We start from the raw sequence: 20,842 nt of genomic DNA, 5'->3' as shown, positions 1-20,842 counted from the left end.
ATTAGCTACATTGGATGCTGGTTTATAATTTAATCTTTCACCTCATAACCCTTATCTTCAAAGGCCTTTTTAATTTTGTCAATATCTACACCCATCATCGCCGAACCTTTAGTTAACGTCATCACTTTACCCATCGTCTTTAACATCATCGGGTTGGTAATTTGCACAAACCCCAACCCCTTTAGTATTTCTTTGGCCTCTGGGTAGGCGTCACAAATTTCTTTTACCGGCTGATTTAGGTTAATTACTTTACTCATTTTTTCTTCCACCAGCAATCATCAGTTTCCCCTCCTTTATTATGTTATCTTTCGCCCATCAAAAAGCAATTATTCTCTGACTTATAGTTTATAGAAGGCTTCAAAGGCACTAATTATATAGCTGTGATCCTTGACGCCCGCCAGTTCCCTGATGGAGTGCATCGCCAGCATTGGGTTGCCGATATCCACCGCACGAATGTTGACTTGGGAGGCGCTGATGGGCCCAATGGTGGAACCTCCCCGGACATCGGAACGGTTAACAAATTTTTGTACTGGAATGTTATTATCAGTACACAGTCTTTCAAAGACCGCCACCGAATCGCTGTCACTGGTGTACTTCTGATTGGCATTAACTTTAATGACTGGCCCTTGGTTAATCAGCGGTTTGTTGGTAGGGTCATGCCGTTCGGGGCTGTTGGGGTGAACAGCATGGGCCATGTCCGCCGAAATTAAAAAGGAGTTGGCCAATGCTCGAAAATAATCCTCTCTACTTTTATTGGACAGTACAATTTTGTTTTTGTTTAAGCATAAAATTATTCGTTCCAACAGGTGGGCCAACATTGGTGAATCTGCCCCTTGTTTGGTGGTGCTGCCCACCTCCTCGTTATCAAAACAAGCCAATACATTAATACCGCTGGTTGGGGTGGTACTACACAAAGCTTTGAGACCTGCGTGTACCATACTCAAATCATCTATTCTAGAGGCCGATATAAACTCTTGTTCTAAGCCAATAACGCTACCCCGTTCATATTCATATAAAAATAAATCGAAGTCCAAAATGTCATTGGGTTTTACCTTTAATTGGTTTGAAAGTAGATTAAGCAAGTAATGGTTGCGCTCGAACCCTGCAGTAACCACTTGCAGCATCGGCAAGGTATCCTTTTGTTTATTCAGATGCCAACCTTCATTGACTTTAGGGTTGATATGAATAGATAAATTAGGAATAATGGCCACCGGCTTATTGATATTGACCAATTTATGTGCCGGCCTTAACGGATTTTTACTACGCAGGCTAACCCGACCAGCCAACGCCAGCGGCCGATCTAGCCATGTATTTAATATCGGGCCACCATAAACCTCGGTGTTCAATTTCAAATAACCGTTGTCCACCATTTCAGGGCGGGGCTTGATTCTAAAACTGGGACTATCTGTATGGGTACCAATGATTTTAAAGCCGTTTTCGGCCACCCCTTCGCCCACCACAAATGCCAAACAGGCCGATTGATTAATGGTTACATAGTATTTGCCACCATTTTTAAGCTCCCACTTATCACCTGGGACAAGCTCAATAAAGTTTTGGTTGGCTAAAGTTTTAGTGATCCGATCTACTGCATGAAAAGCTGTGGGGCTTTGATTAATAAATTCTATTAATTCTTCAGCAAGTTTTAGTTCTTTTTTCATGTTGCGCCTCATTTCTTTGGTTTACTTATCTGTCCCGCGGACATTAACAGCTTTTATCGGTGCCCATAGCCAAAAGCACCTAATTTAAAAAGGCTGTTGACACCCTTTAGAATTGCCAACAGCCTTAAAGTTTATCATTATTAGCGATAATTGGTAAACTGCAGTTCCACACCGTAATCCTTTTCTTTTAACATGGCAATCACTGCTTGTAAATCATCTCTGTTTTTTCCACTGACCCTCACTTGGTCGCTTTGGATTTGGGCCTGCACTTTTATTTTTAAGTCCTTAATATCTTTAACAATCTTTTTAGCGATTTCGGTTTCAATACCCTGTTTAATTTTAACCAGTTGCCGGGCCATGCCACCACTGGCTTGTTCCACTTTACCATATTCTAAATTACGGACTGGCACTTGTCTGCGCACCAACTTAGATTGCAATATATCAATTACACTTTTTAATTTAAAATCGTCATCTGCTAAAATTTTTAAACCATCATTTTCGATGGTAACCTCTGATTTGCTGTTTTTAAAATCATATCTTTGACTGATTTCCTTATTAGTCTGGTTAACTGCGTTGGTTACTTCCTGCATGTCCACCGTGGACACCACGTCAAAGGATGCATCTTTAGCCATTTGTAATCTCCCTTCCCTGTTAAGTATTTTCCCTTCTATTATATTGTTTATCCAATATTTTGCAACTGAGCGGGATAATTTATGTTGCAAGTGGTATAATTAATAGAAGCTAACATCTCTATATATAAGAAGGTGTGTTGTATGCTTGCTAAACTTAGAGACCCGGTTAGCGGGTTAACCCATTTATTTGGTGCTTTACTTTCGGTAGTGGCGTTAATTCTGTTGGTGTATTATGCCGCCACCGGGGCCACCCCATGGCATGTGGTTTCTTTTTCAATTTTTGGGGCCAGTTTAATTTTACTTTACACCGCCAGCACCCTTTATCACCTATTACCGCTGTCCATCCGCGGCACCAAAATTTTGCGCAAGATTGACCACATGATGATTTTTGTACTAATAGCCGGTACCTATACCCCAGTGTGCCTAATCCCGCTGCGGGGCCCTTGGGGGTGGAGTCTGTTGGGTAGCATCTGGGGCATTGCCATTGTGGGCATAATCATGAAAGCCTTTTGGCTTAATGCTCCCCGCTGGTTATCCACTTTGTTTTATCTAATCATGGGTTGGTTAGTGGTAATTGCCATTTTCCCATTGATCGAAAATTTACCTGCCGACGGCCTTGCTTGGCTGGTTAGCGGTGGTGTTATCTATTCATTAGGAGCAGTGATTTATGCTTTCAAGTGGCCCAACATCACCAATAAAATAATGGGCTTTCACGAGATCTTTCACCTGTTTGTACTGGCCGGCAGCTTTTGCCACTTCTGGCTGATGTATCAGTATATTATGCATTTATAAGACAATATTAACTTATTGTTCGTGAAGCATGGGCAAAACCGGGCATCTACCATGGTAGCAATTTGCGCCACCATGGTTTTCGTTTTGGTTTTAACAATTCATGTTTACTGAAGGTAGACCAACCGTCACTTGGCTTTTCCTCAATAGATACCGCAGGCTGTTCTGTTTGTTCTTTAATTTGTTGCGCCACCTCCATTGGTGCAGTGGTTTTAAGCACCAATTGAAACTCTGTGTCATAGTAATCTTCGATAGTCATTGGCTCCCAATCCCCATGCTGATAGCATTGGTTTTTACTGGCCTTTTGAATGTATTGATCGTAATGATTAATTAATTCCAGCAGTACGCCAGGCTCTACCTGGGATAGATTATTAGTGGACACTGTAATTCACCTCTCATTAATCGTTCAAACTCAATTCTACGATGCCATTGTTCAATACCAAAGCGGCTGCAAATTTGTTGCCGCTTCTGGAAACAAAACCTTCTATTTTTTCAGTACGACCGTTCTGCAGTAGTTCTCGTAGATGCTGTAACGCAATGTTTTGGCCGGCAATTTGTTTCCAAACCACAAATTTACAACCCGCTTTGTAACCACTGCAACCGTATCCCTTTGGTAGTTCTACAACATCTCGGCCACATAGCGGACATTTGCCCACTGACTTAGCTGGGTGTTGGGAAAAATAAAACTTAACCTTGCCATTTTGATCCAACATTAGGGATGCGTTAAATTTTTTACCGGCTTTAGATGTAAAGCCTTTAATTTCTCCTGTCCTGCCATCGGTTAGTAATTTTTGCACCTGTTTCTCTGTCAATTTCTTTTTGGCCACTTCTTTCCAAATAATAAACTGGCAACCTGCCTTATAACCACTGCAGCCATAGCCCTTCTTTCCCTCCACCACTGCCCGCCCACAGAGGGGACATTTACCAACGGATTCATTTACCACCGAAACATCGGTTACCTGCTGAGATTTTGCCAGGTCAACTATTTTGTGAGTAATGGCAATTATCCCCTCCATAAATTCTTGGGGGTCGGCACTGCCTTCTTCTATATCCGCCAACGTCTTTTCCCACCGGCCGGTCATCTCTGGACTTTTTACCAGTTCCGGCACCAGATCAATCAAAGTTTCTCCTTTGGCCGTTGGTAACAAGTTTTTTTTCTGCCGCTCTATGTAACCCACTTTTATTAAACGTTCAATTATCGCCGCTCTGGTTGCCGGGGTGCCCAAACCGCTACCCTTCATGGTACTCTTCAGTTCTTTATCATCCACCAACCTGCTGGCACCCTCCATGGCTGCCAGCAATGAAGCGTCGGTATAACGCTTGGGGGATTTAGTCTCTTTTTCGCTCAGTTCAACGTTTTCTGTCTTGACTGCTTCCCCTTTGGTCACCACCGGCAGTACCGTGTTGTCATCATCCTCGTTATTGTTTTCCACCGGTTGATAGACCTCGCGCCAACCCAAATCCAAAACTACTTTGCCTTTGGTGCTAAAGGTTTCCCCAAGCACATCGGTGATGATGGTGGTTTGCATATATTGGGCAGCGTTAAAAAACACCGCCAAAAACCTCCGGGCCACTAAATCGTATATTTTTTGTTCTTCACCACTTAGCTTACCGAAATTGGGCACCACATTGGTGGTAATAATGGCGTGGTGATCCGTTACTTTGGCATCATTTACATAGCGGGCACCCAGTTTACCAACCCTCGCTGCCCGCTCAGCAAAGTTATTATATGGATCGTGCTGGGACAACGCCCTGATTCTGCCAGGTAAAGAATTGGCCAATTCCTTAGTTAAATAACGAGAATCAGTCCGGGGGTAAGTGAGCAATTTATGTTTTTCATATAGGCTTTGGGCAATATTCAATGTCCTTTGGGCCGACATGCCAAACTTGCGATTAGCTTGTTTCTGTAAATCGTTCAAATTAAACAAAAAGGGGGGCTTATCAATCAGCTGCTTTTGCTTGATGTCTATCACCTTGCCCTCTTGACCAACCAACTTGTCCCGCATGGCCATGGCTTGATCTCGAGCGATAAAACGGTTCTGTTTCCCCTTAAACCACTTACCGTGGTAACTTTGACCATCGGTTTTAATAAACTCGCCAACCAGTTGCCAATAGGGCTCTGGTTTGAAATCTCTAATTTCCCGCTCACGGTTGACAATCAACGCCAGTGTAGGGGTTTGTACCCGGCCCACCGATAACAATGTGTTTTGACGTACAGTAAAGGCCCGGGTGGCATTAATGCCCACCAACCAATCGGCCTGGCTACGGGCTTCGGCAGCATAGCCCAATAAATCAAAGTCACCGTTGCTGCGCAACACAGCAAAGGCCTTCTTTATTGCTTCGGGGGTAGTTTCGCTCAACCAAAGCCTACGGGATGGCTTACTACAATCTGCTAAACGCATAATATAACGATAAATCAATTCCCCTTCCCGGCCAGCATCACAGGCGTTGACCACGTCGGCAACATCCGGTCGGTGCAACAGTTCTTTAACAATGGCAAACTGTTTGTGGGTTTGTTTATTGGGTTTTAATTTAAAGGTTTCTGGTACTATTGGCAGTGTATTAACATGCCACTTTTTAAGAGCGGGGTTATAATCCTCTGGCTCGGCCAGTTCCACCAAATGGCCAACGGCCCAAGTAACGATGTACTGTTCACCTTCCATAAATCCATCGGCCTTTCTAAACTTGCCCAAAACAGCGGCAATATCTCTGGCCACTGACGGCTTTTCCGCCAGCACTAATGTTTTACCCATTGATCTTGATAACCTCCGATTAACTACACTAAATTCTTTTATATTTTCTCATACTTTTGCGTTAAATACCATTAAAGAAAAAACCCGGGAATTTATCATCCCGGGTTAAGCCTTAACTCTGTTTAGCAAAGGTATGGTAAAGATCAATAAATCCTTGCAAAATACCAGCAGAAGCTTGCATTAGTTCTTCAAGATTATCGTACGTGCAATTTTGGGCCAGTTTTTCAGCAGCTATATGCACCCGTTGATGCGGTTCATCCACTGCCACAAAGGCTTCCAAATGGCTGTAATTACTGCGGTTAGCTTCATACCACTTGCCAAAGGCACATTGGGTGTAACCAACTACCCCCTGCCCTTGGCCTGCTTCGGCTGCTGTTTTTCTTAAAAAATTGGCATGATCTATTAACCGAGCCGCCAAAGTGCTAACCACCGATTCACTATCAGATATTTTTAAAAAGGGGGTCACTATTTGACATAGATTATCAGCCTCGTGGCTCAGTACATTCCTAATAACTTCGGTGTTGGCAGTCAATTCATCCGATGCTTGAGATAACCTTTCCGCAACCACCGTCTGTTGTTGGGTGGCACCAGATATGTTGTTAATCATCTCATTACACTGCAAAGTATGGTCAGTGGTTTTATTAACTATTTCACTGGTGAGCTTAGAGTTTTCCAGGTACTTTTCAAAGTTGTTTTGCACCTCGGTAATTTTTCCGCTGGTGGTGCTGGACTGGCTATTCATGCTCTCGGATATTTGCTTGACATTGCTTACCGCAACGATAGTTTGTCCAGCCAGTTTGCGCACTTCTTCCGCCACCACATTAAACCCTCTGCCTGCTTCTCCAGCCCGGGCCGCTTCGATGGCTGCGTTTAATGCCAGTAAATTGGTTTGGTCGGCAATGTCAGAAACATTTTGGGTAATATTATCTATGTTAATAATCTGATCATTCAATGCAGCTGAATCCGCAACCATTTCTTGAAATAGTTGTCCGGTTTTATCACCTAACACCGTTAATTCCTGCAAATTGCCCACAACCTTATGGCCATTTGCTGCCACCTGTTGCATGGAAGCATTTATTTGCTCCACCGAAGCCGCCACCTCTTCAGTTGTGGCCGCCATTTCTTGGGCCATAGAGGTCAGTTCTCCTGCCCTAGTGCCAATTTCTTTTACCTTCAGCATGGCAGCCAGCGTGATCAATTCAGTGTGGGTAAGTGAAAAGGTAGCCACTGCGGTAACAAAATTGGCATGATCCTGCTGCTTCTTTAGCATGTCCATTACATCTTGATCAGATTTTCTAAAGAACATATATTATAGATACCTCCAAAACTATTATGCTCCGCTGTTAAATTGGATTATTTATCTATTCGCGGTAAAATTAAAATATCCTGTTACTATTTGTCGATTAGGTGATAATTTTCTTATCTAAACGACCTAAACCTAAACAGCTGTCAACCATTGGTCGACAGCTGTTTTAGCATACTTTTATTGGGTTAATTTCTCCATTTCATCCAGCAGGCTAGCAAACAGATCTAATGTATCTTGTATCGGTTGAGCAGAGGTCATGTCTACCCCAGCCCTTTTAAGCAATTCAACGGGGTAATCCGAGCCACCGCTCTTTAGAAAGGCGATATATCGTTGCACCGCCGGTTCCCCTTCGACTACTATTTGTTTGCTCAGGGATGTGGCTGCCGAGATACCGGTGGCGTATTTATAAACATAAAAGGCATTGTAGAAGTGAGGAATCCGCGCCCATTCCAAATCTATTTCTGGATCAATCACCATTTCCGGCCCATAGTAATCTACATTCAATTGGTGATAAACTTGACTAAACAGTTCGGCGGTCAACGCCTCTCCCTTTTCCGCCTTTTCGTGAATGATTTTTTCAAATTCTGCAAACATCACCTGTCTAAACAACGTTCCTCTGATCTGTTCCAAATAGTGATTGACCAGGTAAAGTTTTTTACTTTTGTCAGTGGTGTTTTCCAACATATAATTCATTAACAGAGTTTCGTTGACAGTGGATGCCACCTCCGCCGTAAAGATGGAATAGTGTGCATTTACATAGGGTTGTTCCTGATAAGAGTAATAGGAGTGCACGGCATGGCCCATTTCGTGCGCCAGCGTAAAGACATTGTTTAAATCGTCTTGATAATTAAGGAGGATGTAGGGATGCACGCCATAGGGTCCCCAAGAGTAGGCACCACTGGTTTTGCCCTTTTGTTCATAAACATCAATCCAGCCCGATGTAAAACCTTCATTCATTATCTCTAGATAAGATTGGCCCAGAGGGGCTAAGCCCTTTTGCACAATGGATATTGCCTCGGGATAGGGCACCTGCCAATCTAAATCTTTAACCAGTGGCGTGTAGATGTCATACATGTGCAATTCATCAACTGCCAGCAGCTTTTTGCGCAGCGCTACATACCGGTGCATCAAATGCAAATTTTTACGCACCGTTTGAATTAGGTTGTCGTACACCTGTGGTTGCACATTATCAGAAAACAATGCCGCTTCCAACGCCGAAGGATGTTTGCGCACTTGGGCATAAAATATATCCCTTTTAACACTAGAACTAAGAGTGGCTGCAATAGTATTTTTGTGACTGTCATAGGCACTATACAGTGACTTAAAGGCATCTTGCCGCACCCGTCGGTCTCGATTTAACATCAGATTAGCATAACTGCCGTGGGTAACTGCGACATCTTCGCCCTTTTCATTTTTTATACTGGGGAAGGATAAATCTGCATTGTTAAGCAGGCCAAAGATTTTGTTGGGCGCTTGACTGATTTCACTGGTTTGGGCTAAAATTTGTTCTTCAGCCTCCGACAACACATGGGGTTTCTCCCGGATCAAATCATCCAACATAAAACCATAGATGGAGTTAAGCTCCGGTTGTTCTTGGCGGAACTGCTGCAATTTTTCCACCGGCATCGCCAGTATCTCAGGTACGATAAATGATGTGGCAGTGTGCACTTTAGTGCTTAGGTTAACTGCTCGATCCTTTAAGGCTTGGTAAGTACTATTATTGTTGTCCTCATCCTGTCGCATACCGGCATAGGTAAACACCTTTTCATTCAGCATCTGGATGTTGTCACTGCACTTTAGTGCTTCCAACAAAGTACCACTGGACTGATCCAACTTGCCCTTATAACCGACCATTTCGTTTAATAGTTGCTGTACCTTTTGATAATCCTGTTCCCACAATTCATCGGTGGCATAAATATCTTCCAACTTCCATTTATATTGTTCTTTGCTATTGGTCATGACGGCAGTATCCTCTCTTTCCTCAATTTTATGTACCGATGTATGCCTATCTGTATCCACAGCGGCAAACATGATGGCAATACATATAATTACCAACATGGGTATCAATACTACTTTTTTATCAATATTTCCTGCACCCCCAGTTTATGTAATGCACCACATCTTCATTTTTCCTAACCTTTATAAAATTCATTCATTGCTAGCTTAATAAAATACACACAAAAAAGCGGAACCTAATTAGTTCCGCTTATGGTAAATTTAGTTATTTATTAATTTTTATGCCTAAGCATTTGCCTCTGCCGGATTAGCAGTTGTTGCCGATCCTTTGGCAAATTTATCAGTCAGCATAGCAATGGCTCCGTCACCGGTGACGTTGCATGCGGTACCAAAGCTATCTTGGGTGAGGTAAAGGGCAATCATCAGACCCAGTTGTGCTTCGCTAAAACCTAGCATGGATTGTAACAGACCTAAGGCCGCCATCACCGCGCCCCCAGGCACACCAGGTGCTGCCACCATAGTTACACCCAGCATTAAAATGAATGGAAACATTTCGCCAAACACCGGCGCTGTACCTGCCATTAACATCACCGCCATGGAACACAGTGTTAACGTAATGGTGCTGCCGGACAGGTGGATGGTGGCACAAAGGGGCACTGCAAAGTCAGCCACTCCGGCAGATACACCATTCTTTTTAGTACAATTCAGGGTTACAGGTATTGTAGCCGCTGAAGACTGGGTGCCGATGGCAGTTAAATAGGCTGGGACCATGTTTCTGAGCGCTTTCAACGGGTTTCTTCCAGTCATGCTACCGGCGGTGGTGTACTGGAAGACAAGCATTAGCAGGTGACAAACTATAACAATGGCAAACACCGCACCAAATACTTGCATAACCCTAACCACTTCGCCACCATAGGTCATGTTGGCAAAGATACCAGCAATGTGGAAGGGCAACAAAGGAATTATAACCACTTTAATTACTTTTTCAATAATCTCTTGGAAGTCTCTGGTTACTTGATACATAGATTTGTTGTCAATTGCTGCCATACCCAAACCAAACAGAAAGGCAGTGATCAGTGCTGTCATTACCCCCATAATGGGTGGCATTTCAACCTGGAAAAAACCGCTCAGCAGAGCTTCCTCTGGGTTACTGGCCTGACCACTGGCGGCGTTAACAATCTTAGGCAACAGGCCTGTTCCCACTAAAAAGGCGAAAGTGCCAGCAATTACTGTTGAACCATAAGCAAATAAGGTGGTGATACCCAGTAGCCGCCCAGCACCCTTACCTAATTCTGCAATACCAGGGGCAACAAAACCGATAATAATTAGCGGAATAACGTAGTTTAAGAAGTTACCAAAAATACCGTTAAAGGTAGCCAACAGGCGCACCGGAAATTCCACTTGTACAATGCTAGAGAGGTAACCTATTAGGATTCCAAGGGTCAAACCAATGATTAATCTAGGTAAAAGTCCAATTCTTTTCATGTGCTACACCTCTTTTGGTTGTTAGATTTGTTATTGCGAAAAAACAACAATATTGTTTTAAAAGTTGCGACAAATTCCACTAATTATTGATAACTATATCCTCCTAGCCTCCTTTTTATATTAATATTAAAATAATGGATCTAAATATACTCAAACATAATTTTAATGTATTTTGCATGCTTTGCAAACCGTTGATTTGTCGAAAATTGGCTAATTTTCTGCATTCTTATGTCCATACTTTGAATACTAGCCTTTATCTTTATATTTTGTATTTGCAGGCAGATTAAAATGCATTCCGGATATAATCCAAATTTTTCACACCGCCCTCATCATTTAACTGCAGTGCTATGACGTCAAAGCGGCATTCAACATCAATTAATTTATTAACCATCAAGTAATACTCGGCCACCCGCCGCACCTTAGCTATTTTATTTACGTCAATGGTTTCCTGCGGTAATCCATAACCAATGGTACGCCTAGAGCGCACCTCCACAAAAACCAGCACTCCTTGGTCAATGGCCACGATATCCAATTCACCAATTCGACACCTGTAATTGCGGGTTTTAATTGTCATTCCCCTACGCTTTAAGTAAGTTACTGCAGCATCCTCTCCTAATTTTCCAGTTTTTTGTCGGAAAAAGGTCATCATCCAAACCTCCGAATTTCATTAAATTTAGCACCTTTTTTACCTATACCCATAATATGTAAAAAATGTACAATGAAGGTGGGTCAGGAATATATGACAACAAATGACAAAAATAATCATCTCTGCCCCTTAACCGGATTACTAAACTGCGGTAAATTACAGCAAATAGTGACTAAAGAAGTGGCCCTTGCCCGCAACAGCGGCACTGCTCTTTCTTTAATAATGATTGATATTGATCATTTGGATTTATTCAATAAAACCTATGGCTATGCCCAAGGTGATAAAGTGCTTGTCCGCCTAAGCGAAATTATAAAAGCAAACAAACGAGCAGATGATACTATTGTTCGTTGTCATTCGGCGGATTTTGCCATCACATTGCGTGACACCAATCTCAGTCAAGCCTATCTTTTTGCCCAAAGAATACTGGATATAGTTGAAAATGAAATATTTATAGTGGCTGGTAAAGAGGTTAAAGTGACCGCCAGTGCTGGAATATCCGAGTTATCCAAAGGTATGGATGTGGAGAAATTTTTAAAAGCGGCAGACGCCACATTGAGATATGCTAAACATTGTGGTCGCAATCGAGTAAAGGGCACGCTGTAACGTGCCCTTTAAAACAAATTTTGCTGTAATAACTCTGCCACCGGGCCATAATTCATCCGGTGAATGGGCGAGGGGCCATGCTGTTTTAATGCTTGCAAATGCTCCGGCGTCGGATAGCCCTTATGTTTATCAAAGCCATACTGAGGATAGCTTCGGTGGTAATCATCCATCAATTGATCGCGATGGGTCTTAGCAATGATTGATGCTGCTGCTATCGATGCACTAAGTCCATCACCACCAATGATTGGTGTTTGCGGTATAGTTAATTGCGGAATTTTGACGGCATCTATCAATAAATGATCGGGCACGGTGGTCAAGCCTTCAACCGCTCTAGCCATTGCCAGTACCGAAGCCTGGTAAATATTCACCTTAGCAATTTCCTCTGTGGAAGCAGTGCCAATGGCCCAGCAAAGGGCGGTTCCCTTGATTAGCTGGGTTAGCTGCTCCCGTTTAGCTTTGGTTAACTTTTTAGAATCATTTAATCCATACAACTTTATATTATGGGGTAAAATCACCGCTGCCGCCACCACCGGACCTGCCAATGGTCCGCGCCCCACTTCATCCACGCCAGCCAAATATTGTTTGCCCTGAGCAATCAGTTCTCGCTCATAATTGAACAGCTGAGCCAACCTGCTTTCTTCTGCTGCCAGTTGCTGTTGCTTTTTTATAATTTCTTTATGTATTTTTTGCACACCTTGTCTAGCATCACTGGCCACCGCTGCTAACAAATCATCGGCGATGACACCGCTGGCTTGGTGTTCTTTAATTATTTTTTTAATCTCTGTTATCGTTAATTTACTAATGTCCATAATTAATTTCGCCTCTAGGGTTTCTCTAAAGAGATTTTTCCAAGTTTACCTTCTCTAAATTCTTTTAACACTAAAACCGAGGATTTTAGATAATCCACTTGCCCCCCACCGATCAGCAAACCCCTTTTAACGCCAATTTGTTCTAACAACTGTATCGGATCCTCAGCCAATTCGGTCAGTTTATAGCGGGTAGCGATACCTTCGGGTTTCAGTTCTTTCAGCAGTCCAAGCAAGTAGATGGCCACTTCTTCTACATTAATCACTTGCTCCTTTATCGCTCCGGTTGCTGCCAGTTTAAAGCCCACTTCCACATCTTCAAACTTTGGCCACAGTATGCCCGGAGTATCCAACAATTCAAAATCATTGTTAATTTTGATAATTTGTTTACCTTTAGTTACTCCCGGTCGATCCCCGGTTTGGGTTGATTTGCGACGGGATAAGCGGTTAATAAATGATGACTTGCCAACATTAGGTATCCCCACCACCATACATCTTACCGCCCTCGGTCGCCTGCCCGCAGCCGCTAGCTTAGCCATCATGTCTGCCACCAACAGCTGAGCTTTAGCAGGCACCTCGGAGAACCCCTTGCCTGTAACAGAATCCACCGTTACCGACTGACTAATAGGGGTTTTAAAGTATTCCAGCCACCTTTTGGTGATGGTTGGGTCAGCCAGATCAGATTTGTTTAGCACCACTAACCTGGGCTTTTTTCCTAAAATTTCATCAATCATCGGGTTGCGACTGCTCAACGGTATCCGGGCATCCAGTAATTCAATAACCACGTCAACCAGTTTAAGGTTCTCTTGCACCAACCGTCTGGCTTTAGCCATGTGACCAGGAAACCACTGAATAGCATTTTGTTGCTCCACTAACAATTCACCACCAATTTATCTAGCTATACTCAAACGGTCCAAAGGCCAATAAATGAATACTGCTTTACCAACAATTAAATCCTCAGGCAGAAAGCCCCAGTAGCGGCTGTCCTCACTGTTATTGCGATTATCACCAAGCATAAAATACTGCCCGGCGGGCACTTCTATCGGGCCAAAATTGTCGTATTGTAAACCGGCGGGCAAAAAGGATTCCGGCATCGCCTCACCGTTTATGTACAGTTTACTATCCTTCAATTCCACAGTATCCCCTGGCTCACCAATTAATCTTTTTACAAAATTTCTACTGGTATCCATGGGATACTTAAACACCACGATATCACCGTACTCCGGTTGTTCAAAATGATAGGACAGCTTGCTAACAATAATCCGGTCATTTACCATTAGCGTTGGTTCCATCGAGCCAGAAGGTATGTAGAAAGGCTCAATAACAAACATTCTGATCACTATGGCCAGCACCACGGCAATAACCACTGACTCCAACAATTCCCGCAAAGCACTTGTTTTTACACCGTCAATTTCCTTTTCTGGCTCTTTTTCTTCAATATCTTTCAAGGACCGCTCCCCCCTATTCTGCTGCACTTATGTAAATTTTATCATTTATTTCAATTTAAAGATATAGCAAAGGGGGACTGTCTGCATTGAGCCAGTCCCCCCCTTGTTAATGCCATTATCTATTATGAATTTCTTTAATGCGGGCAGCTTTACCACGCAGGTTACGCAGATAGTATAGTCTAGCCCTTCTTACACGACCGCGGCGAGCAACTTCAATTTTATCAACACGTTGGCTGTGCAGCGGGAAAGTTCTTTCAACACCTACACCAGAAGCAATTTTGCGTACAGTAAATGTTTCGCTTAAACCAGTTCCTCTACGCTTGATAACAACACCTTCAAACACCTGGATACGCTCACGGGTACCTTCAACAACCTTTACGTGTACTTTAACAGTATCGCCAGGCTTAAAATCAGGAATATCGCTTCTGTAATAATCTTGTTCTAATGACTTAATGAGGTCCATTACATTTCCTCCTTCCTGTATAGACGTTCATACCTTCTTATTAATCTTTAACACTATGTAAGGTAGCGGACCGCCCTTAATACCAAACCTTAGCTATTATAACATAACAAAGTTTTTCAATCAACATTTTTCATTTTAACCATTTAAAATAACCGTTACTCATGTATGGCTGATTTCCACATTGACAAATGCTACCAAAAAAGATTTTCATTTCAACAGTTTCTTCAATTTATCGTATACCTCTTGCAATACCTTTTTGTCCTCTTTAGTCAATTCTACATTATCTAAAAGCTCGGGGCGTCTTTCCAAAGTGCGCATTAACGACTGGCGCCGGCGCCATTTTTCGATATTTTTATGGTGACCGGATAAAAGTATTTCCGGCACTTCCATGCCTTGATAATTCCTAGGCTTGGTATAATGTGGGTGTTCCAACAGCCCACTGTAAAAAGAATCTTCCTCAGCCGAAGCCATTTCTCCCAACACACCGGGAATCATTCTGGCCACTGCATCCACCACCACCATGGCCGGCAATTCCCCGCCTGTCAACACATAGTCGCCGATGGAAATCTCATCGGTTACCAGTTTTTCTCGCACCCGCTCATCTATGCCTTCATAGTGGCCACAAAGCAACACCAATCTGCGGGCGGTGGCTAAATCTTTGGCCAACTCTTGGCTAAAGGGTTGACCCTGGGGGCACATCATGACCACCCGGCCCAAATCGCCTTGTTGTTGTTCCAAATACTCCATGGCTTTAAAAATCGGTTCTGCCTGCATTACCATCCCCGCACCGCCGCCAAAGGGCGTATCGTCTACCGTATGGTGCTTGTTTTGAGAGAAATCACGAATGTTAATTAAGTTAATATCGAGCAATTTGTTTTCCCGGGCTCTTTTTAGAATACTGGTATCAAAGGGACCGGCAAACATCTCAGGAAATAACGTCAATATATCTATACGCATTAGTCCAGCAACCCTTCGGGAAGCTCCACCACCATGCGGTTGGCTTCTATGTTTATTTCTTTTACCACCTGCTTTAGTGCTGGCACCAGTATATCTGCACCGGTGGGTGGTTTAACCACATAAACATCATTAGCACCGGTCTTTAGCACTTGCTTAAGGCTACCCAATTTTTCCCCTGCAGTGGTATACACGTCAAGACCAACAATTTCAAAGATATAATAGTTGTCCTTAGGTAGCGACACCAATTGATCTGGGGTGATTTGCATTAACGCTCCCTTTAGTTTTTCGGCTCCGTTCATATCAGTTACTTCTGCAAACTTTATAATGATGAACTGCTTGTGCTGCCTAGCCGATGTGATCTGGTATGTAAACCGTTGATTTTGATGATAAATTAAGACTTCGTTTAATTCCTTAAACCGTTCTGGGAAATCAGTCTGGGGCAACACCCGCACCTCTCCCTTGATACCTTGAGTGTTAACGATCTCACCTATTGTAATGTATTGCTCACCCATTATCCCTTTACACCCCTTGCCTTATCTCCAGCACTTTACCGTTTTCAATCAGCACCTCAACATTCATCAGTTGGTTCCAATCATCGCCTACTTTTAACTCCACCAAACTTTCCACTCGGCCATGTATTACCTCGCTACCAAGCTCCAACCTACTAATGTCTTTAATCTTATCCATATACTGTTGTTTTTTGTTCAATCTTTGCCTAACTTCTTCCTCTAGTTTTTGCTTTGCTGTCACGGCAAATTGCGAATTTTTGGCCACTTCTGCCTGTAATTTTTTTGCTTGAAATTCAAGTTGTTGCAGCTCTAGATCCAAACCATGGATTAGTTTCTGCAATTCAAATGCCACTACCTTTTTATATTCTTCCGTAACCCTAACCTTTATAACCACCGGCCTGGTTATTTTTATACTTTGCAACCCCATACCCCCTAGAATAATAATATAACAAGGGGACTAATGTCCCCTTGTTATATTATTTCTACAACTACTTTTTTGCGTTGCTTTGTGGCAGCAGCCTTTACAACGGTGCGTATGGCCCGGGCTATACGACCCTGTTTGCCAATAACTTTGCCCATGTCATCTGGGGCTACTCTTAGTTCGATAATTACAGATTTTTCTTTTTCTACCATTCTGACATCAACCAAATTTGGCTGGTCCACAAGGGATTGGGCAAGAATTTCAACCAATTCTTTCATCGTCTAAATCCCTCCCTATTTCTCCAGCACTCCTGCCTTTACAAACAAAGATTTAACGGTTTCAGAAGGCTGAGCACCTTTCTTTAGCCAATCTTGGGCTTTGTCTTTATTGACATTGATTACCACTGGCTTTTTCAGTGGATCATAATAACCAATTTCCTCAATAAAACGACCGTCGCGTGGTGAACGGGAGTCAGCCACTACTATACGATAAAATGGAGCTTTTTTAGCGCCCATTCTTTTTAAGCGAATTCTTGTTGCCACTTGATGTCACCTCCTTTAAAAAGTTTAGATATGTCAATTAAAAAGGGAATGGCAATTTGAATTTTTTACCCTTTTTCATTTGCTTTTCCATATCGCCAAATTGCTTAAACATTTTTCTGGTCTGTTCAAACTGTTTTAGCAATCGGTTTACGTCTTGTACTTTGGTACCGCTGCCCAGGGCAATGCGTTTGCGTCTGCTGCCATTAATCTTCTCGGGATGTTGACGTTCATAGGGTGTCATTGACTGGATAATGGCTTCAACATATACCAACTCTTTGTCATCTATCTGATCTTGGATACCCTTAAGCTTGTTCATACCTGGTATCATGCCCATAATCTGATCCAGCGGGCCCATTTTTTTAACTTGCTGTAGTTGATCAAAAAAGTCATCCAATGTGAAATTGGCAGCCTTTAGTTTTTGGCTTAATTTGGACGCTTCTTCGGCATCAATGCTAGCTTGGGCCTTTTCTATCAGGGTCAACACATCACCCATGCCCAGAATACGGTCAGCCATTCGGTCTGGGTGGAACACCTCTAACGCATCCAGTTTTTCACCCATGCCTACAAACTTAATCGGCGTACCAGTAACTTTACGCACCGAAAGGGCCGCTCCACCTCTGGTGTCACCATCTAACTTGGTCATGATCACACCGTCTAGACCTAAAGTTTCATTGAAGCTTTCTGAAACGTTAACTGCATCCTGACCGGTCATGGCATCCACCACCAGTAAGATTTCATGAGGCTTGACGGTGGCTTTAATATTTTTAAGTTCATCCATCAACTCTTCGTTAATGTGCAAACGACCGGCTGTGTCGATAATCACCAAATCTTGCCCATTGCTATAGGCATGATCCACTGCCGCCTTGGCAATATCCACCGGATTAATCTGACCCATTGAAAACACTGGAATATCCAGTTGTTTTCCCAACACTTCTAATTGTTTAATGGCCGCTGGTCGGTAGACATCACAAGCAACCAACAGCGGACGCCGTCCCTGTTTGCGCAACAAATTGGCCAATTTACCGCAAGTGGTGGTTTTACCAGAGCCTTGTAAGCCCACCAACATCACAATTGTTGGCGGTTTTGGCGCAATGTTTATTTTACTTTGTACTCCACCCAACAGCTCAATCAATTGTTCGCGAACAATTTTAACCACCTGCTGCCCAGGGGTCAAACTGGAGAACACATCTTGGCCAACAGCCTTTTCCTTGACCGAGGCCACAAACTCTTTTACCACTTTATAGTTTACATCAGCCTCTAGTAATGCTACCCGCACTTCGCGCATGGCCTCGGTTACATCGGCTTCTGTAAGATGTCCTTTACCTTTGAGCTTTTTAAAGGTATCCTGTAGCCTTTCAGATAAACTTTGAAACATTTTTGACTGCACCCCTTTACTGAGGCTGAGTTACTTTTCTTCTAGCTCTGTAATTTCAGCCAATATTTGTTCTATCCGATCTAATTGATCGGGGTTGCGGTCCTGGCGGAAGGCTTTTAACAAATCCAAAGCTTCGGCTATTACTTTGCGCTGGCACATGAACTTATCTACCAAACCCAATTTTCCTTCATAGCCGGCAAGTAGTTTTTCAGCTCGTTTCAAGGTATCATGTACCGCCTGACGGGTTACTTGATATTCTTCGGCAATTTCACCCAAAGAAAAATCCTGACCATAGTATAGGTCAATAAAACGCTGCTGACGCTCAGTTAGCAGTTGACCGTAAAAATCATACAGCAAGGTTATCCAAATAACTTTGTCCACAGCAGCCTCCACCCCTATAAAGGCAATACACTTTACAGAATGATTCTACAGAAATCTTTGATCGCTGTCAAGTAATACTGCGATTTTTATCTGACAAAAGGTATAGAGCGTGAATGATAGAATAATAATATGGTGATAATTTCCTTAGGAGGCGAATTTATGTTACAGCAACCACAACACAACAATTTGTCAGACCAATTGATCAGCCTAGAGCAAGCATTCAATTTAAACCGCCAGGATGTTAAAGATTTACACAAAAAATATATCAATTCCAGTTTAGCCACCATGTTGGGTTTAATTAACTTTGATGCTCAATTTGTCAAGGCCGAGGGCGTGTCGGTATGGGACAGCGACGGCCGCCAATACTATGATTTTTTGGGTGGATATGGCGCCTTAAATTTAGGCCACAATCATCCACGGGTTTTACAAGCGGTGGCAAAGGCCCAAAAGTTGCCCAATCTTTTGCAAGCTTCATTAGGCACTTTGGCCGGCGCTTTGGCTGCCAACTTGGCCCACATTACACCGGGAAAATTGCAGCGCTGTTTCTTTGGCAACAGCGGAGCCGAGGCGGTGGAAGGTGCTTTAAAGTTGGCTCGCATAGCCACCGGTCGGTCTAAAATCATCTATTGTCTTGGTTCTTTCCACGGCAAAACCTTTGGCGCCCTTTCAGTAACCGGCCGAGAAAAATATCAAAAGCCTTTTCAGCCACTGCTGACCGACACCGTGGCGGTTCCCTTTGGCGATATTGATGCTTTAGCAAAGGCTCTTGAACAAAACGATGCCGCCGCCTTTATTGTGGAGCCAATCCAAGGGGAGGGGGGCATCAACGTACCTCCTACGGGCTATTTAGCATCTGTCCAAAGGTTATGTCAACGGCACGGCACATTGCTGATAGTTGATGAAATCCAAACCGGCATGGGAAGGACTGGCACCATGTTTGCCTGCGAACAGGAAGACACCACGCCAGACATTTTATGCATTGCCAAGTCTTTAGGCGGTGGCGTAATGCCCATCGGCGCCTACATCACCACCGATGAAATCTGGCAACGGGCCTATGGCAGTATTGAAAAGGCGACGTTACATACATCCACCTTTGGTGGCAATAGCTTAGCTGCTGCCGCCGCCATTGCCACCATCGAAGTGCTTTATCAAGAAAATTTGATTGTCCAGGCTAAGGAAAAGGGCGAATATTTGCGAAGCAAATTATCCGCCCTGAAGGATAAGTATCCATTGCTGGCCGATGTGCGAGGGCGCGGGCTAATGGTTGGTTTAGAATTTGCTCAGCCCAAGGGGTTTACATATAAGGCTACTTTGGGGACATTGAATAAACTGGCCGAGGAGTTTATGGGCAGTTTAGTGGCCGGAGAGTTGTTGAATAAGTATGGCATCATTACCGCCTATACCTTAAATAATCCCAATGTAATCCGTTTAGAGCCACCGCTCACGGTGGAATATCAGCAGTTGGATCATGTGGTGCAATCGCTGGAGGAGATTTTTCAAACCCACAAAGGTTTTTTCAGCGTGGCCGCCTCTGGGGCCAGGACGATATTAAAATCACTGGGGAAAAAATAACTCCGGTTTTCCTCACATTAAAGGGCGGGTTTACACGCCCGCCCAAACTTACCACACCTGTTGCTTCCGGGGTCAGTATGTAAACTGACCCCGGATTTATTCCCATACCCCTATACTTCTCAGTCTCCCAACATTAAAACCACTCAATCCCTCATAGGTAGGCTACAAACAAGGGTAATATTCGTTATTGCCTATTATTAAACCTTGAGTTTCAATTCCTTATAGGTAGGCTACAAACAATGCCAAAAATAAAATGTATAGGTTGTGGAAAATCGTTTCAATTCCTTATAGGTAGGCTACAAACTTTAGCTAATTTTCGATTGCCCTACTTCTGTTATGGTAGTTTCAATTCCTTATAGGTAGGCTACAAACGTTATTGTGTCCAGATTGTAGGGAATTATCCAAAGGAGTTTCAATTCCTTATAGGTAGGCTACAAACATGTTTTCCGCTGGTATTGCTGCTAGTATACCGAATCTGTTTCAATTCCTTATAGGTAGGCTACAAACAATGAGGGCCAGCAGTAATAGCCTTGCTGCATA

At 43.2% G+C, this 20,842-nt stretch carries 23 protein-coding genes and 1 CRISPR repeat array (1 of these 24 running past the window's edge); of the genes, 3 read left to right on the top strand and 20 right to left on the bottom strand.

What is annotated here, in order from left to right:
• Positions 1-29: 29 nt before the first annotated feature.
• The 3 genes from V6C27_02650 to V6C27_02640 all read right to left on the bottom strand — a co-directional run bounded on the left by V6C27_02650 (position 30) and on the right by V6C27_02640 (position 2,290).
• Positions 30-257 (bottom strand): DUF1858 domain-containing protein, encoded by a 228-nt coding sequence (locus V6C27_02650; protein MEG6615329.1) that lies wholly within the window; start codon positions 255-257, stop codon positions 30-32.
• Between the two features lie 81 nt (positions 258-338).
• Positions 339-1,658, bottom strand: a complete 1,320-nt coding sequence (locus V6C27_02645) for a M18 family aminopeptidase (protein ID MEG6615328.1) — start codon at positions 1,656-1,658, stop codon at positions 339-341.
• A 140-nt stretch (positions 1,659-1,798) separates the two neighbouring features.
• Positions 1,799-2,290: a YajQ family cyclic di-GMP-binding protein gene (locus tag V6C27_02640; protein MEG6615327.1), complete on the bottom strand. Its 492-nt coding sequence runs from the start codon at positions 2,288-2,290 to the stop codon at positions 1,799-1,801.
• 141 nt (positions 2,291-2,431) lie between these two features.
• On the opposite strand from V6C27_02640, the gene V6C27_02635 reads away from it, so the two are divergent.
• On the top strand, positions 2,432-3,082 hold the full coding sequence (locus tag V6C27_02635; GenBank protein ID MEG6615326.1) for a hemolysin III family protein: 651 nt from the start codon (positions 2,432-2,434) through the stop codon (positions 3,080-3,082).
• A 46-nt stretch (positions 3,083-3,128) separates the two neighbouring features.
• Here V6C27_02635 and V6C27_02630 read toward each other — a convergent pair whose 3' ends face one another.
• The 6 genes from V6C27_02630 to V6C27_02605 all read right to left on the bottom strand — a co-directional run bounded on the left by V6C27_02630 (position 3,129) and on the right by V6C27_02605 (position 11,225).
• Positions 3,129-3,461: a hypothetical protein gene (locus V6C27_02630; protein ID MEG6615325.1), complete on the bottom strand. Its 333-nt coding sequence runs from the start codon at positions 3,459-3,461 to the stop codon at positions 3,129-3,131.
• Positions 3,462-3,477: 16 nt separating this feature from the next.
• A complete protein-coding gene (locus V6C27_02625; GenBank protein ID MEG6615324.1) occupies positions 3,478-5,832 on the bottom strand; it encodes a DNA topoisomerase III in 2,355 nt (784 codons plus the stop codon).
• Positions 5,833-5,944: 112 nt separating this feature from the next.
• Positions 5,945-7,138, bottom strand: a complete 1,194-nt coding sequence (locus tag V6C27_02620; protein ID MEG6615323.1) for a methyl-accepting chemotaxis protein — start codon at positions 7,136-7,138, stop codon at positions 5,945-5,947.
• Positions 7,139-7,315: 177 nt separating this feature from the next.
• Positions 7,316-9,097: an oligoendopeptidase F gene (pepF, locus tag V6C27_02615; protein ID MEG6615322.1), complete on the bottom strand. Its 1,782-nt coding sequence runs from the start codon at positions 9,095-9,097 to the stop codon at positions 7,316-7,318.
• A 282-nt stretch (positions 9,098-9,379) separates the two neighbouring features.
• Positions 9,380-10,579, bottom strand: a complete 1,200-nt coding sequence (locus V6C27_02610; protein ID MEG6615321.1) for a dicarboxylate/amino acid:cation symporter — start codon at positions 10,577-10,579, stop codon at positions 9,380-9,382.
• A 283-nt stretch (positions 10,580-10,862) separates the two neighbouring features.
• A complete protein-coding gene (locus V6C27_02605; GenBank protein ID MEG6615320.1) occupies positions 10,863-11,225 on the bottom strand; it encodes a YraN family protein in 363 nt (120 codons plus the stop codon).
• A gap of 93 nt (positions 11,226-11,318) precedes the next feature.
• Between V6C27_02605 and V6C27_02600 the strand changes: the two genes are divergently transcribed.
• The gene (locus V6C27_02600; protein MEG6615319.1) at positions 11,319-11,828 is read left to right on the top strand and encodes a GGDEF domain-containing protein; all 510 of its coding nucleotides are present in this window, start codon (positions 11,319-11,321) and stop codon (positions 11,826-11,828) included.
• Between the two features lie 8 nt (positions 11,829-11,836).
• Here the strand turns inward: V6C27_02600 and V6C27_02595 are convergent, their stop codons facing one another.
• The 11 genes from V6C27_02595 to V6C27_02545 all read right to left on the bottom strand — a co-directional run bounded on the left by V6C27_02595 (position 11,837) and on the right by V6C27_02545 (position 18,730).
• On the bottom strand, positions 11,837-12,637 hold the full coding sequence (locus tag V6C27_02595) for a ribonuclease HII (GenBank protein MEG6615318.1): 801 nt from the start codon (positions 12,635-12,637) through the stop codon (positions 11,837-11,839).
• 14 nt (positions 12,638-12,651) lie between these two features.
• Positions 12,652-13,506, bottom strand: a complete 855-nt coding sequence (ylqF, locus tag V6C27_02590; protein ID MEG6615317.1) for a ribosome biogenesis GTPase YlqF — start codon at positions 13,504-13,506, stop codon at positions 12,652-12,654.
• Positions 13,507-13,524: 18 nt separating this feature from the next.
• Positions 13,525-14,073: a signal peptidase I gene (gene lepB, locus V6C27_02585; GenBank protein MEG6615316.1), complete on the bottom strand. Its 549-nt coding sequence runs from the start codon at positions 14,071-14,073 to the stop codon at positions 13,525-13,527.
• A 124-nt stretch (positions 14,074-14,197) separates the two neighbouring features.
• Positions 14,198-14,545: a 50S ribosomal protein L19 gene (gene rplS / locus V6C27_02580; protein MEG6615315.1), complete on the bottom strand. Its 348-nt coding sequence runs from the start codon at positions 14,543-14,545 to the stop codon at positions 14,198-14,200.
• A gap of 207 nt (positions 14,546-14,752) precedes the next feature.
• Positions 14,753-15,502, bottom strand: a complete 750-nt coding sequence (trmD, locus tag V6C27_02575; GenBank protein ID MEG6615314.1) for a tRNA (guanosine(37)-N1)-methyltransferase TrmD — start codon at positions 15,500-15,502, stop codon at positions 14,753-14,755.
• The gene (gene rimM, locus V6C27_02570) at positions 15,502-16,014 is read right to left on the bottom strand and encodes a ribosome maturation factor RimM (protein MEG6615313.1); all 513 of its coding nucleotides are present in this window, start codon (positions 16,012-16,014) and stop codon (positions 15,502-15,504) included. The genes trmD and rimM overlap by 1 nt, the downstream gene beginning before the upstream one ends.
• Positions 16,015-16,021: 7 nt before the next feature.
• Positions 16,022-16,432: a YlqD family protein gene (locus V6C27_02565; GenBank protein ID MEG6615312.1), complete on the bottom strand. Its 411-nt coding sequence runs from the start codon at positions 16,430-16,432 to the stop codon at positions 16,022-16,024.
• A gap of 50 nt (positions 16,433-16,482) precedes the next feature.
• Complete coding sequence (locus V6C27_02560) at positions 16,483-16,710, bottom strand: KH domain-containing protein (protein MEG6615311.1); 228 nt, start codon at positions 16,708-16,710, stop codon at positions 16,483-16,485.
• Positions 16,711-16,725: 15 nt separating this feature from the next.
• Positions 16,726-16,974 (bottom strand): 30S ribosomal protein S16, encoded by a 249-nt coding sequence (gene rpsP / locus V6C27_02555; protein MEG6615310.1) that lies wholly within the window; start codon positions 16,972-16,974, stop codon positions 16,726-16,728.
• A gap of 37 nt (positions 16,975-17,011) precedes the next feature.
• The gene (gene ffh, locus V6C27_02550) at positions 17,012-18,349 is read right to left on the bottom strand and encodes a signal recognition particle protein (protein ID MEG6615309.1); all 1,338 of its coding nucleotides are present in this window, start codon (positions 18,347-18,349) and stop codon (positions 17,012-17,014) included.
• 30 nt (positions 18,350-18,379) lie between these two features.
• Entirely contained in the window at positions 18,380-18,730 is a 351-nt protein-coding gene (locus V6C27_02545; GenBank protein MEG6615308.1) for a putative DNA-binding protein, read from the bottom strand.
• Positions 18,731-18,889: 159 nt separating this feature from the next.
• Here V6C27_02545 and V6C27_02540 point away from each other — a divergent pair, with 159 nt between their 5' ends.
• Positions 18,890-20,302, top strand: a complete 1,413-nt coding sequence (locus V6C27_02540; GenBank protein ID MEG6615307.1) for an aspartate aminotransferase family protein — start codon at positions 18,890-18,892, stop codon at positions 20,300-20,302.
• Positions 20,303-20,442: 140 nt separating this feature from the next.
• A CRISPR array of direct repeats spans positions 20,443-20,842; the repeat unit is 30 nt; unit sequence GTTTCAATTCCTTATAGGTAGGCTACAAAC; it runs 972 nt beyond the window's last position.

The organism is Peptococcaceae bacterium 1198_IL3148 (assembly GCA_036763105.1).
In the GTDB taxonomy this organism is placed as follows: Bacteria; Bacillota; Desulfotomaculia; order Desulfotomaculales; family Desulfohalotomaculaceae; genus JBAIYS01.
This window is presented reverse-complemented; position numbering and strand designations above follow the sequence as displayed.